Annotated in this window: 10 protein-coding genes and 2 pseudogenes; 1 reads left to right on the top strand and 11 read right to left on the bottom strand. The window is 69.3% G+C overall.

Annotated features, from left to right (window positions below; genetic code table 11):
- Positions 1–66 precede the first annotated feature (66 nt).
- Entirely contained in the window at positions 67–1188 is a 1122-nt protein-coding gene (locus tag ACZ62B_RS34715) for a hypothetical protein (protein ID WP_468727242.1), read from the top strand.
- A gap of 328 nt (positions 1189–1516) precedes the next feature.
- Here ACZ62B_RS34715 and ACZ62B_RS34710 read toward each other — a convergent pair whose 3' ends face one another.
- From ACZ62B_RS34710 to ACZ62B_RS34660, 11 genes and pseudogenes are all read right to left on the bottom strand, one after another.
- On the bottom strand, positions 1517–3340 hold the full coding sequence (locus ACZ62B_RS34710; RefSeq protein WP_468727241.1) for a caspase, EACC1-associated type: 1824 nt from the start codon (positions 3338–3340) through the stop codon (positions 1517–1519).
- Positions 3337–3729: an effector-associated constant component EACC1 gene (locus ACZ62B_RS34705; RefSeq protein ID WP_469693435.1), complete on the bottom strand. Its 393-nt coding sequence runs from the start codon at positions 3727–3729 to the stop codon at positions 3337–3339. Before ACZ62B_RS34705 ends, ACZ62B_RS34710 begins: the two co-directional genes overlap by 4 nt.
- A 961-nt stretch (positions 3730–4690) precedes the next feature.
- Positions 4691–7267, bottom strand: coding sequence for a sensor histidine kinase (locus ACZ62B_RS34700; protein WP_469693433.1), 2577 nt, complete (start codon positions 7265–7267; stop codon positions 4691–4693).
- 60 nt (positions 7268–7327) lie between these two features.
- Positions 7328–8011 carry a response regulator gene (locus tag ACZ62B_RS34695; protein WP_468876981.1) on the bottom strand — a complete coding sequence of 228 codons (684 nt, stop codon included), beginning with the start codon at positions 8009–8011 and terminating at the stop codon, positions 7328–7330.
- Positions 8012–8135: 124 nt separating this feature from the next.
- Positions 8136–8804, bottom strand: coding sequence for a potassium-transporting ATPase subunit C (locus ACZ62B_RS34690; protein WP_469693431.1), 669 nt, complete (start codon positions 8802–8804; stop codon positions 8136–8138).
- 5 nt (positions 8805–8809) lie between these two features.
- A complete protein-coding gene (kdpB, locus tag ACZ62B_RS34685; protein ID WP_469693429.1) occupies positions 8810–10936 on the bottom strand; it encodes a potassium-transporting ATPase subunit KdpB in 2127 nt (708 codons plus the stop codon).
- Positions 10933–12597: a potassium-transporting ATPase subunit KdpA gene (gene kdpA, locus ACZ62B_RS34680; protein ID WP_468876969.1), complete on the bottom strand. Its 1665-nt coding sequence runs from the start codon at positions 12595–12597 to the stop codon at positions 10933–10935. Before kdpA ends, kdpB begins: the two co-directional genes overlap by 4 nt.
- A gap of 7 nt (positions 12598–12604) precedes the next feature.
- Positions 12605–12694, bottom strand: a complete 90-nt coding sequence (gene kdpF, locus ACZ62B_RS34675; protein WP_344555687.1) for a K(+)-transporting ATPase subunit F — start codon at positions 12692–12694, stop codon at positions 12605–12607.
- Positions 12691–12813, bottom strand: coding sequence for a hypothetical protein (locus ACZ62B_RS34670; protein WP_344555689.1), 123 nt, complete (start codon positions 12811–12813; stop codon positions 12691–12693). The genes kdpF and ACZ62B_RS34670 overlap by 4 nt, the downstream gene beginning before the upstream one ends.
- 544 nt (positions 12814–13357) lie before the next feature.
- A pseudogene (locus ACZ62B_RS34665) lies at positions 13358–13819 on the bottom strand (GtrA domain-containing protein); the annotation flags it as partial.
- 267 nt (positions 13820–14086) lie between these two features.
- Positions 14087–14284, bottom strand: a pseudogene (locus ACZ62B_RS34660) (ABC transporter permease); the annotation flags it as partial.

Below are 14284 nucleotides of genomic sequence, written 5' to 3'. Positions count from 1 at the left end.
GCCCGATGTTCCGGGCCGACGGCCTCGACATCGTCCGCTGAACGCCCCGGACCGGTGGGAGTTCGCATGAAGAACGGCGATGACGGCGCAGGACCGGCGACGGGCGCGGGATCGACGAGGTTCCGCGGCGCCCGGTGGACGGGTACGCCCGAGAAGGGGTTGTGGGAACTGCGCGAGAACCTGAACTCGCGCATCGGCGAGCTCGAGGCGCAGTTTCGGGCCAAGGCCGAGCGGGGGCAGATCGGCCGGGAGGAGCAGGCTCTGGCCGACCAGGCCCACGAAGAGCTGAGGACGGCACGGAACACGCTCGGCCACAACCATCGCCGACGGCTGCCCGCGGCTCACCTGGCCGTCGCGCAGACCCACTTCGACGTGGCCCACAATCTTCTGCTGCGGGTGTCGTCGACGGACGAGATCACCTCGATGATGCCGGGCCTGGTGGCCTTCGTCCGGGAGCACCTCCCGGTCAACGACGCACGGAGGGTGCAGGTCGAAGAGATCGCCCTGGCGGTCCGCAGCGGGGCGCCTCTGCAGACGGCGCAGCGCGAGGTCGTGGTCGACAGCGTGGCCGTCGCCCGTCAGGCGCATCTGAGGGAGAGGCTGCGGGTGCGCAGCTTCACCTATGTCGTCTACGGGGTGACGATCGCTCTGTCCGTGATCGTCGCCCTCGTGGGCGTCTTCGGTGCGCTCGCCCCGGGCACGGTGCCGCTGTGTTTCAGCCCGGAGGGTGTGGGGGTGGTCTGTCCCACCGGGAGCGACACCTCCGAACGGAGCCAGGAAGGCAATGTCGACGCCCTGCAGTCCCAGGTCGCCTCGCCCTGGGACTATGGAGTCGTGGAATTCGTCGGCGTCATCGCCGCCGCCGTGGCGGCCGCCGCGTCCCTGAGGCGGATCAAGGGCACGTCCACTCCGTACAACGTGCCGGTCGCGCTGGCCCTGCTCAAGCTGCCGACGGGCGCGTTGACCGCGGTGCTGGGGTTGCTCCTCATCCGCGGGGAGTTCGTCCCGGGCCTGCAGGCACTCAACTCGTCGGCGCAGATCATCGCCTGGGCCATCATCTTCGGCTACGCCCAGCAGTTGTTCACCAAGTTCGTGGACAACCAGGCGCAGAACGTCCTGAGCTCGGTGGGCGGACCGAACAACGCAGTCGGCAAACCGGTCCGGGACCCCCAGGTGCCGGCCGCGTGACGGACATCGCGTGGGAGGGGACCGGTCAGGCGAGTTGGACCGGTGACCGCCACCAAGGCGGTGAATACGCGGCGGGTCTTGTCCTCGGGGAGCTCGGAGAGGGACACCCCGCGTTCCACACCGCCTTTCGGGGTTCTTGCTGCTTGCGCTCGGCCCGTGCCGCGAAGCGTCGCAACCCAGCGAACGCTTCTCGTCCTGTGGTTCGCGAGTGATGACGGCCGGCGACCGGAGGGCCGCAGCGCGGCAGGGCTCTTGGCCGTCGCGGCTGGTGATCCGCAGCGGGCCACGCCCGACTATTGTCGTGCCGGCGACCCGCGCCCGCGGGGGATCAAAGGTAGTTGGCGACGATCGGGTACGCGATCGCCATGAGCACCCCGAGGACAAGCGCCGGAATCGCCAGTAGTTTCGCCGTCCAGGCCAGGGACTTCGTCGTGCTCCTGGCCGGCGGCGCGTAGAGGTGGGTGTGGGCGCCCAGATCGTGACGGGCGAGGGCGCAGAACACCAGCGCGACCACAGCCGTGATCAGACAGACGGTGAGATACGAGTCCACGCCGATGCCGCTGAGACGGTTGCCGAGATCGGTGACATTCGCCTGCTGTTGCTTCGCGGCTTTCACGGCACCCGTGACGGCCAGGAGGACGTACACGATGGAGGTGACCGCCAGGGCCAACCCGCCGGCAGCGAGTAGGGGGGCACGCACCTGCTTGGCCGGGGGCAGCGAAATCTCCCTGTACTTGGTGACGGTCCGAGGCGAGTCCTCGGGCGGTGCCGAAGCCGCCTGCGTCTCCAGGGCATGCGTGTCCGGCGGTTCCTCCGGCGGATGGACGACCACCGTCTCCTTCGGCTGTCCCTTCGACTCCTCGGACTCGTGCGCGGAGGTGCCGGATGCCGTCTCGGGTTCGACGACGACTTCCACGTGGATCGCCGACTCATCGGCGACGCCCTTCAACACGATGTCTGCAGCCAGGTGCCCGGGAGCCTGGGCCTCGACACCCACGTTCAGACCGTTGGGCAGTGGCTCGACCCGCAGCCATCGCTGCGTGGATTGGGCTATGCAATGGCGGGCGAGGGGCGGGCCGCTCAGCATGACGGTCTTCTCCGCGGGCGTCGACCCCTGCCGTACCCCGCCGAAGTCAAGGGCGGTCAGCGACGGCGCCAAGCGGATCATGCGCAGAGCACTGCTCGCCTGGGCGGCGATGTGCCCGAGGTCGTTGCGTGCGATCTCCTCCAGGACCTGGCGTGCTCCCTCGGCAACGGAGAGGTCGTCGTCCTGGAGACGGCGGCTCAACTCCGTCACGGCACCCAACCGGGTCACGGAGTTATCGCTTTCGACAGCGGTTCGGAGGAAAGACGGGACGGGCGCCGCCGCGATCTTGATGCGGCCGCGTCTGCTGTGCGCCAGCCATGGGTCTCCTTGCATCTCCACCGTGCGCTTCGGCGTCTGGTTGGGGTTCTCCTCCTGTACCTGTTCATAGACGTAGTCGTACAGCTCATTCAGGCGGACCTCGCCGTCCTGGTCCCGGTCGGCCTCACCGGTCTTCAGCCCCTCGACCACTGCATGAGTGAACACCGAGGGACGTGGAGGGGACTTCTCCGCGAGTTCGGGGCCCTCAAAGGCGTATTCCATGGAGTCGGACGCCGTAATGACGGCCCAACCGCGCCCACCGGGCGCCTTCTTCTCGGTCTGGAAGGACTCCAGGACGTTCACATCTCCCGAGGCACGCACGGACGCTCCGTAGGAGAAGGCACCGCCGTAGCAACAGTCGAGCAGCAGCACGGTCCGGCCGGCCCTCGTACGAGACATGCACGCGCGAACGAACTGGGACGGCACGGCTGTGGCGTCCAGCAGTCGCATCTCGGTGTCCCTGGCGGCGAAGTACAACTCGCCGGACTCACTCTTGAGCCCGTGACATGAGAAGTGCAGCACCAAGGTGTCGTCGCGGCGGCGGTCACTGAAGAAGGTCTGGATGCGTCGGCGCATCATGTCGGCCGGCGCATTGCGGACGACCTCGACCTCGAATTCGCCGATCTGTGGATCCTCCAGTACCCCGGCGAGGGCTGCCGCATCCTGGGCGGGCGCCCTGAGCTTTTTCAGCCCTTGATCATCGTAGTGGTCATTTGCGATGATCAGCGCGTACCGGGATTTCTTCATTGCTGGGCTCCCGCAACCGAATGCCGTTCCACGAATACCCGCAGCGCCTCCGCCACCTGTTCATCGGTCGCCCTGGAGACTTCGATTGCGTTGCCCTCCATCTCCAGACGCAGTGAGGGACGGGAGTCACGGAAGCGGCCGAGCCATGACCGGATCACGGTCGCCACCTGGCTCAGGGCGCTCGCGGAGCTGCCCAGTGCCACCAGCAGCGTCCCGATCTCGGCGATGCCCCCGGCTCGCGCGCCGGGTGGGACCTCCTCGCCGGGAACGGACGTGACGTCGTCGACTTCGAGTTGCAGAAGTTCTTCACGCAGGTAGCCGGTCAGCCTTGCGATGTGCTCGGGATCGGCACCCTCTTCGATCAGTGAGATGTATAGATCTCTCTCCACCGGAGAATCCCCCTTTCCATCGCACTCATGGGGGGCGGCGCAGATTCGGATCACCGGTGGCTCCACGTCATCTGTATTCAGTGTCCGCCGATCACCATACGACCGCAATCGGCCCGGCAAACCTCTGGGTCAGAATTCGTGGAACAGTCAACTTCCGAGATCGCAACAGCGAAAGAGTTGAATCTTGCACCAATAATCCGACATGATCAGGGAATGTCTGGGAATCCTTTCGGTGGATATTTTCCTGATATCGGGATGGTGGCGTACTTTCGAAGGCTGAGGGTGCGGGCTGCGTACCCGTTGCTCGACGGATCTCTCCGATCAGGATCGGACGGCCGCGCCGCAGGCCCGATCCGCTGTTCGCGGACCGCGGTTATGACCGTGACGTCCACCGTGATCAGGAGACTCGCCTGCTGACTCCTCACCCATGGGCGGCCCACGCCATGATCCGGCCTCATGAGTGACCGTTCGCTTTCGCCCGCCTGGTCGGCCTCGTGGATCAGCAGGGTCTCAAAGACCCTGAAGGAGTCGAGCCTTCTCGGTGTGGCCACCGATCGGGTGATGGCCTCGGGGCCTTGACCCGAGGCCGGGAAGTAGGCTTTCTCTGGACCCCGTTGTCGTTCCGTCATGTCCTGTCGGCCCCGGTGGTGGCCGTGTGACTGTGACCGCGGGCCGGTTCGCGCCGGGGCGCCCGGAGGAGCCGGCCACCGTGAGGTCGGCTGCCGGCTCGTCCGGGACAGGCTCACCCGTGGGCCGGCCGGGATCACGGTGACCCGCACCGACGGAACCATGTTCACCGGGTCCTACCGGCTGGTCACCACCCTGACCGACGCCCGCCGCCACCCCGCTGCGACACTCGTCGGTCTCCACCACGAATGCTGGGAACACGAGAGTGCGTACTACGCGCTGCGTCACACGATCGTCCGTGAACGCCGGAACGAGGCAGCCTTCTCCCGTCACGTCACAGGCGGACGGACTCACCCGTCCCATTGAGGTCGGTGGCGGGAGGACCGGACGTGGCCGGTGGGCGACCGGGCGCAGCCGGGAGGCTGAGGACCATGGTGAGGCCGCCACCCGGGGTGTCCTCGGCGCGCAGGGTGCCGCCCGTGGCCTCGGCGAATCCGCGGGCGACGGCCAGGCCGAGGCCGACTCCGTTGCCGCGCGGGGCGTCGCCGTAGCGCTGGAAGGGGGAGAAGATGCGGTCCTTGGCCTCGTCGGGGACGCCCGGTCCGCGGTCCACCACGCGCAGTTCCACCCGGTCGGCGAGGGCACTGGCCGCCACCAGGACGGGCTCGCCCGGTGGGCTGTACTTGACCGCGTTCTCCACGACGTTGGCGACCACTCGTTCCAGCAGTCCCTTGTCCGTGGTCACCATGGGCAGGAGCTCCGGGATGTCCAGGGTGACGGTCGTCTCCGGTTCGGGGATGTCGCCCAGGGCGAGGGGCACGACCTCGTCCAGGTCCACCTCCCGGATGAGCGGCGTGACGGTGCCGGTCTGCAGGCGGGACATGTCCAGCAGATTGCCGACCAGGTGGTCGAGGCGATCGGCGCCCTCCTCGATCGCGGCGAGGAGTTCGGTCCGGTCCTCCTCCGACCAGGCCACGTCGTCCGACCGCAGCGACGACACGGACGCCTTGATCCCGGCGAGCGGAGTGCGCAGGTCGTGGCTGACGGCGGCGAGCAGCGCGGTGCGGATGCGGTTGCCCTCGGCCAGATCCCGGGCCTGGTCGGCCTGGGACTGGAGCCGCTGGCGGTCCAGGACGACGGCGGCCTGCGCCGCGAAGGCGGCCAGGACACGGCGGTCGGAGGCGGGCAGCACGCGCCCGGAGAGCGCCAGGGCCATGTGGTCGCCCACCGGCACGTCCACGTCGGCTTCCTCGGGACGCCCGACGGCCGGGCTCGCCCCGGCACTGCCCGCACAGCTCCACGGGGCCGTTTCGCCCTCCCGCTCCAGCAACGCCACGGAGTCGACGGCGAAGGTCTCACGTACGCGTTCCAGCAGTGCCTCCAGGCCGGTCTCGCCGCGCAGCACGCTGCCGGCGAGGAAGGACAGGGTCTCCGACTCGGCGCGCAGCCGGGCCGCCTGCTCGGTGCGGCGTGCCGCGAGATCCACCACCGACGCCACGGACACGGCGACGCCCACGAAGACCGCGAGGGCGACGATGTTCTCGGGGTCGGCGATGGTGAAGGTCCGGACGGGTGGGGTGAAATACCAGTTGAGCAGCAGCGACCCCACGGCGGCGGAGGCCAGGGCGGGCAGCAGGCCGCCGAGCAGCGCCGCCGCCACCGTCAGGCTGAGGAACAGCAGCATGTCGTTGGCCAGGCCCACGTCGGACAGGGCGGCGCTGAGCAGCAGGGTGAGCAGGGCGGGGCCGAGCACACCGACCAGCCAGCCGGCGACGATCCGGGCCCTGCCGAGCCGTGCGCCGCGGGCGGCCGGGAGGCCACGGCCCTTGCCCACCGCGTCGTGGGTGATGAGGTGGACGTCCAGGTCCGGCCCGGAGCCGCGGGCTACGGTAGCGCCCACGCCGGGGCCGAACACGTACTGCCAGCCCTTGCGCCGGGAGACTCCGAGCACGATCTGTGTGGCGTTCCCCCCTCGGGCGAACTCCAGGAGCGCGGTCGGTATGTCGTCACCGACGACGTGGTGGAAGGTGCCGCCGAGGTCCTCGACCAGGGTGCGCTGGATGGCCAGCTCCCTGGGCGAGGTCGAGGTCAGACCGTCACTGCGGGCGATGTAGAGGGCCAGCACCTCACCGCCGGCGCCCTTCTCCGCGAGGCGGGCGGCCCGCCGGATCAGCGTGCTGCCCTCCGGGCCACCGGTCAGACCGACCACGATCCTCTCGCGCGAGCCCCAGATCGTGTGGACCCGGTGCTCGCTGCGGTACCGCTGCAGGTGCTCGTCGACCCGGTCGGCCAGCCAGAGCAGGGCCAGCTCCCGCAGCGCCGTGAGGTTTCCGGGGCGGAAGTAGTTCGACAGGGCCGCGTCGACCTTGTCGGACTTGTAGACGTTGCCGTGGGCCAGCCGACGGCGCAGGGCCTCCGGTGACATGTCGACCAGCTCGATCTGGTCGGCACGGCGCACCACCTCGTCCGGCACGGTCTCCCGCTGGCGTACGCCGGTGATGGACTCGACGACGTCGCCGAGCGACTCCAGGTGCTGGATGTTGACCGTGGAGATGACGTCCGTACCGGCGGCCAGCAGTTCCTCCACGTCCTGCCAGCGCTTGGTGTTGCGCGCGCCGGGGACGTTGGTGTGGGCGAGTTCGTCGACGAGGACGACCTCGGGGCGACGGGACAGCACCGCGTCCAGGTCCATCTCCGGGAACGTGGCCCCCCGGTACTCCAGTCGCCTGCGGGGCACCTGCTCCAAGCCGTGCAACATCACCTCGGTGCGCGGACGGTCGTGGTGCTCCACGAAGCCGACCACACAGTCGGTGCCGCGTTCGGCCCGGCGGTGCGCCTCGGACAGCATGGCGTAGGTCTTGCCGACGCCCGGTGCCGCGCCGAGGTAGATCCGCAGCTTGCCGCGTGCCATCGTGTCGTCTCCGTTCTGGTGGTGGTTCGGAGGCGGTGCCGACGGAATCGCCGGGTCCGTTCAGGTCTCGAAGCGGTAGCCCATTCCGGGCTCGGTGATGAGGTACCGGGGACGGGAGGGGTCGGCCTCCAGCTTGCGGCGCAACTGGGCCATGTAGACCCGCAGGTAGTTGGTCTTCCTGCCGTAGGACGCGCCCCAGACCTCGTGCAGCAGCTGTTGCTGGGTGACGAGGCGGCCCGGATTGGTCACCAGGATCTCCAGCAGGTGCCATTCCGTCGGGGTCAGACGGACGTCGTCGCCGGCCCGGCGAACCCGCTTCGCCGCCAGATCGATGGTGAAGTCGTCGGTCGTGACCGGCGTCGGCTCGGGTGCGAGCGGCGCCGTCTCGGCACGCCGGACGGCGGCGCGCAGCCGGGCGAGGAGTTCACCCATGCTGAAGGGCTTGGTGATGTAGTCGTCGGCTCCCGCGTCGAGGGCGGCGACCTTCTCGTCGGAGGCCCCGCGGGCCGACAGCACCAGGATCGGCACGCGGTTCCAGCCGCGCAGGGCCTTGATGACGTCGACGCCGTCCATGTCGGGCAGGCCGAGGTCGAGAACCACCGCGTCCGGTTGGCGCGTGCCCACCAGGTGCAGGGCCGTGGTGCCGTCCGGAGCCGCGTCGACGCCGTAGCGGCGGGCCCGCAGGTTGAGGACGAGCGCGCGTACGAGTTGGGGGTCGTCCTCCACGACCAGCACCTGGGTCATCGGTGTGCGCCTTTCCTGTCGTGCGCGGGGGCGGAGCGGTCCGGTCGGAGTCGGTCGAGGTGGGGAGCCGGCGTCCCGGGAGAGGTTTTGGGCGGTCGGCTCCCACGCTGTCGGCACAGACGCATCAGCTCTCGGCCACGAGTTCCTCGAGCGCGATGTTGAGCCGGAGCACGTTCACCCGGGGTTCGCCGATGAAGCCGAGCGTACGGCTCTCGGTGTGCTCGTCGACGAGCCTCTGCACCCGCTCGACGGACAGGCCGTTCTTCTCGGCGATCCGGTGGACCTGGATGTCCGCGTACTCGGGGGAGATGTGCGGATCCAGGCCGGAGCCGGAGGAGGTGACCGCGTCGGCGGGCACGTCCGAGGGGTCGACCGTGTGGCCGGGCACCGAGTTGTCCTTGACGACGGCGGCCTTGGCGTCCTTCACCCACTGGACGAGCTCTTCGTCGTCGGCGGAACGGTTGGTGGCTCCGGACAGGAGGAGTTCGTAGCGGGTGTTGACGCTGTTGGTGCCGAGGCCGTTGGCCGGACGGCCCTGGAACCACTTCAGGTCCGGATCAGGGGTCTCCTGCCCCTCCTCCAACGGCAGGTCGTAGGACTGGCCGATCAGGAGCGAGCCGACGACCTCGCCGTCCGCCTCGGTCTCGGAGCCGTTCGCCTTGCCGTGGAACAGCCCTTGGGCGATGACGGTGATCACCAGCGGGTAGACGATGCCGGCGACCACCGTCAGGACGAGGAGGGCTCGCAGGCCGGCCCAGAGGAGCCTGGCGGAGTTGGTCATGGAGGTGTTCACGTCCTTCACCCGATCCCGGGGACGAGCGAGATGAGCAGGTCGATGAGTTTGATGCCGATGAACGGGGCGATCAGCCCGCCCAGGCCGTAGACGGCCAGGTTGCGCCGGAGCATCCGGTCGGCGCTCACCGGTCGGTACCGCACGCCCCGCAGGGCGAGCGGGACCAGCAGGACGATGATCAGCGCGTTGAAGATCACCGCGGAGAGGATCGCGGAGTCCGGCGAGGACAGGTTCATGATGTCGAGCTTGTCCAGGCCCGGGTGGACCGCGGTGAACAGCGCGGGGATGATCGCGAAGTACTTGGCCACGTCGTTGGCGAGGGAGAACGTGGTGAGCGCGCCCCGGGTGATGAGGAGTTGCTTGCCGATCTCGACGATCTCGATGAGCTTGGTCGGGTCGGAGTCGAGGTCGACCATGTTGCCGGCCTCCTTGGCGGCCGACGTGCCGCTGTTCATGGCCACCCCGACGTCCGCCTGCGCGAGCGCGGGCGCGTCGTTGGTGCCGTCACCGGTCATCGCGACGAGTTTGCCGCCGGCCTGCTCGCGCTTGATGAGCGCCATCTTGTCCTCCGGGGTCGCCTCCGCGAGGAAGTCGTCGACGCCGGCCTCGTCGGCGATCGCCTTGGCCGTCAGCGGGTTGTCACCCGTGATCATGACGGTTCTGATGCCCATGCGGCGCAGTTCCTCGAACCGCTCTCGCATCCCCTCCTTGACGACGTCCTTGAGGTGGATCACTCCGAGGACACGGGCACCGCGCTCGTCCTCGACCGCGACCAGCAGCGGCGTGCCGCCCGCCTCGGAGACGCGGTCGGCGGTCGCCTCCCCGGCCACCGTGCCGCCGCGCTCCCGGACCCAGGCGATCACCGAACCCACCGCCCCCTTGCGCACCTTGCGGCCGTCGACGTCCACGCCCGACATACGGGTCCGCGCGGTGAACTCGATCCACTCGGCGCCCGCGAGTTCACCCGGGTGGCGCTCTCGGAGCCCGTACCTCTCCTCGGCCAGGGCGACGACCGAACGGCCCTCGGGCGTCTCGTCGGCCAGCGAGGAGAGCTGGGCGGCGTCCGCCATCTCGGCCTCCGTCGCACCACGCACCGGCACGAACTCGGCCGCCTGCCGGTTGCCCAGCGTGATCGTGCCCGTCTTGTCCAGCAGCAGCGTGGAGACGTCGCCGGCGGCCTCGACCGCGCGGCCCGACATCGCCAGGACGTTGCGCTGCACCAGACGGTCCATGCCCGCGATGCCGATCGCGGAGAGCAGGGCGCCGATCGTGGTCGGGATCAGGCAGACCAGCAGCGCCACCAGTACGACCATCGTCAGTTCGGTGCCCGCGTAGTCGGCGAACGGCGGCAGCGTGGCGCAGGCCAGCAGGAAGACGATGGTCAGCGAGGCCAGCAGGATGTTCAGCGCGACCTCGTTGGGCGTCCTCTGCCGGGCCGCGCCCTCGACCAGGCTGATCATCCGGTCGATGAAGGTCTCGCCGGGCTTCGTCGTGATCCGGACGACGACGCGGTCGGAGAGGACCTTGGTGCCGCCGGTGACGGCGCTGCGGTCGCCGCCGGACTCGCGGATGACGGGGGCCGATTCGCCGGTGATCGCCGACTCGTCGACCGAGGCGACACCCTCGACGACGTCACCGTCGCCGGGGATGATGTCGCCGGCCTCGCAGACCACCAGGTCACCGATCTTCAGCTCGGCGCCGGGCACCCGCTCCTCGCGCCCGCCCAGCAAGCGGCGGGCGACGGTGTCGGTCTTGGCCCTGCGCAGGGTGGCGGCCTGCGCCTTGCCGCGGCCCTCGGCGACCGCTTCCGCCAGGTTGGCGAAGATCACGGTCAGCCAGAGCCACGCACTGATGGTCCAGCCGAACCGGTCCCCGGGGTCCGTGAAGGAGAACGCCGTGGTCAGGACGGAGCCGACGAGGACGACGAACATGACGGGTGACTTGGCCATCACCCGCGGATCGAGCTTGCGGAAGGCGTCCGGCAGCGACTTGGCCAGTTGCTTCGGGTCGAAGGGGCCCGCGCTCACGCGGCTTTCCTCGGACTCGTGCCCGGTGGGTGCGTCGCTGTGCGGCGCCCGGGTCGGGGTGGCTGTGGACATGGAGTCCTCGTGCTTCTGCGTGTCGGTGGTCATGCCGCCAGCCCCTCGGCGAGCGGACCCAGCGCGAGCGCCGGGAAGTAGGTCAGACCGGTGATGATCAGGATGGCGCCCACCAGCAGACCGGTGAACAGCGGTTTCTCGGTGCGCAGGGTGCCCGCGGTGACCGGCACCGGCTTCTGACCCGCCAGCGAGCCCGCGAGCGCCAGGACGAACACCATCGGCAGGAAACGGCCGAGCAGCATGGCGAGCCCGAGGGTGGTGTTGAACCACTGGGTGTCGGCGTTCAGGCCGGCGAAGGCGGAGCCGTTGTTGTTCGAGGCGGACGTGTAGGCGTAAAGGATCTCGGAGAAGCCGTGCGCCCCGTCGTTGGTCATCGAGTCGCCCGGGGTGGGCAGGGCCATCGCCGCGGCGGTGAAGGCCAGCACCAGCGCCGGGGTGACGAGGATGTAGCAGGCGGCGAACTTGATCTCCCGAGTGCCGATCTTCCTGCCCAGGTACTCGGGGGTACGGCCGACCATCAGGCCGGCGATGAACACCGCGATGACCGCCATGATCAGCATGCCGTAGAGCCCGGAGCCGACACCGCCGGGCGCGATCTCGCCCAGCATCATGCCGAGCATGGTGATGCCACCGCCCAGGCCGGTGAAGGAGGAGTGGAAGGAGTTCACCGCGCCCGTGGAGGTCAGGGTGGTGGACACCGCGAAGATCGACGAGCCGCCGACGCCGAAACGGACCTCTTTGCCCTCCATCGACGCGCCCGCGATGTCCGGGGCCGGGCCGTTGTGGGCGAACTCGGTCCACATCATCAGGGCCACGAAGCCGATCCAGATGGTGGCCATGGTCGCGAGGATCGCGTAGCCCTGGCGCACCGAGCCGGTCATGACGCCGAAGGTCCGGGTGAGCGAGAACGGGATCAGCAGGATCAGGAAGATCTCGAAGAGGTTGGTGAACGGAGTGGGGTTCTCGAAGGGATGGGAGCTGTTGGCGTTGAAGTAGCCGCCGCCGTTGGTCCCCAGTTCCTTGATGGCCTCCTGCGAGGCGACCGCACCGCCGTTCCACTCCTGCGTGCCGCCCATGAACTGGCCGACCTCGTGAATGCCGGAGAAGTTCTGGATCGTGCCGCATGCCACGAGGACCACGGCACCGACGGCCGCGAGAGGTATCAGGACGCGGACCACACCACGCACCAGGTCGGCCCAGAAGTTGCCCAGCCCGCCGGTCCGCGACCGGGAGAATCCGCGCACCAGGGCGATGCAGACGGCGATCCCGACCGCCGCGGAGACGAAGTTCTGCACGGCCAGCCCGGCGGTCTGCACGACGTGGCCCATGGCCTGTTCGCCGTAGTACGACTGCCAGTTCGTGTTGGTGACGAAGGAGACGGCGGTGTTGAACGCCTGATCCGGGTCGATCGAGGCGAAACCCAGCGAGCCGGGCAGCACGCCCTGGAGCCGCTGGAGCAGGTAGAGGAAGAGGACCCCGACGACGGAGAAGGCCAGCACGCCGCGCAGATAGGCGGGCCAGCGCATCTCCGCGTCCGGGTCGGCACCGATGCCCTTGTAGATCCATCTCTCCACGCGCCAGTGGGTGCCGGAGGAGTAGACCTTGGCCATGTGGTTGCCAAGAGGTATGTGGGCGAGCGCCAGCGCGGCCACGAGCGCGAGCAGTTGGAGCACGCCGGCGAGGACGGGGCTCATACGGTGCTCAGAACCTCTCCGGGAAGATCAGGGCGAGGACGAGGTAACCCAGCAGGGCGACGGCCGTGATCAGGCCGACGGCGTTCTCGGCGGTCACAGCTTCGTCACCCCCTTGGCGACGAGGGTCACGAGCGCGAACACCGCGATCGTGGTGACGACGAAGGCCACGTCGGCCATCGCGAGCTCCTGGTGAGGTTCGGAAGGAGAATCTGACAAGTAGAGGAAAGCCCCTCCGTGACCGGATTCGGCCGCCGTTGATGGCTCCCTTACGGCAGCTTGAACGCTTTTGACGCTTCCCTTACGGCGTCGGTGTCGCGCCGCACGGCGTGGAGGGCGACGGCGGCACGATCGCGACGGACCGGTCGCGGTGCGGCGACTCGGGCCGCGCGTCCGGTTCTGTCGGTGCCGGTGTCGGCCTGGGCGATGACGAAGCCGGCGAAGACGCCGAGGCGGACAACTCGACTGCACGGGAGTGTCGGCCTCGCCCCGGGAGCGACCTCCGCGTGCCGCGCGCGCCTGGCACGGGGGACGTGGAAGAAGGACACGGCACAGCGGATCGCGCCGACGATTTCGCGCGTTGTCGCCGTGCCGATCCGGCGTTCCGCCTGACGGTTGCCGCGTCGGCACCGGGGTCTGCCGGGTGCCCTTCGCCGGCCTTCGCCGGAACGGCGGAGCGGTGCGCGCGCTCCGCAAGGGGCGTTGCCCGGCAGGCGATCGACTGCGAGGGCCTGTGCGACGGTGACGTCCCGCCCGGGGCGGAGGGTTTCGCGGACCCGGTGGCCGCGTCCCGCGAGCGGTTCCGCGCGAAGACGACGAGGCGCAGGACCGCGAACCGTGCGACACCCGCGAGCGCGGAAGCGGACAGGTAGACGATCTGCTCGAGTACCGCGCCGGGTGCCGCCACCAGTTGGTGCAGGGCAAGCATCGCCACACAGGTCACCGCGTACGCGGCTGCCGCGGATCCGGCCGACTGCGCGTGCTGGCGCCGGGTCGCGGGTCCGCCCGCGCCGAAGGTGAAGCGGGCGTGCAGCTCGGTCGCGAGGAGCGTGGAGACCACGGTGATCACGGCGTTGGCCAGGGCCCAGGGGATCCAGGAGGCAAGGGTCGCCACGGCGAAGCTGGACGCGAGACCCACCCCGCCCCCGCAAAGCGCGAAGCGGGCGAAGGCCGCGAAAGCGCCGGGGGCCGCCTGCTGTCGGCCCCGGCTCTGTGCTGTCTCCATGATCCGCCCCCTGCCGGCTCATTCCGCGAACACGCGCCCCTCGATCTGCGAGGTCGAGGAGCGCGCCATCAATGGTGCCATGATGGCATACAAATGGCGCCATGCGGCATCTGATTGACGTGATTGGTGTCGCTGTGGCGCCGCACTGTCGAGAGAAGCCGCGGACGGGCAGGTCGGCGTCTCGGTGTGGCCGGGAAAACGGACGGGGCGGCGTACGCCGACGCGGTGTCGGGGTACGCCGCCCTCGGGCGGGACGGTTGGTGTGAGTTACTTCGGGCCGCGGCCGAAGGCCGACTTCGACCAGAAGTAGCCGAGCGCGGTGAGAGCCAGGCACCAGGTGAGGGCGAGCCATCCGTTGTGGCCGATCTCGGTGCCGAGCAGCAGTCCGCGCAGGGTCTCGATGGCGGGTGTGAAGGGCTGGTACTCGGCGATCGGCTGGAACCAGCCCGGCATCCCCTCGACCGG

Source organism: Streptomyces sp. NPDC053426 (assembly GCF_055585405.1).
This window is presented reverse-complemented; position numbering and strand designations above follow the sequence as displayed.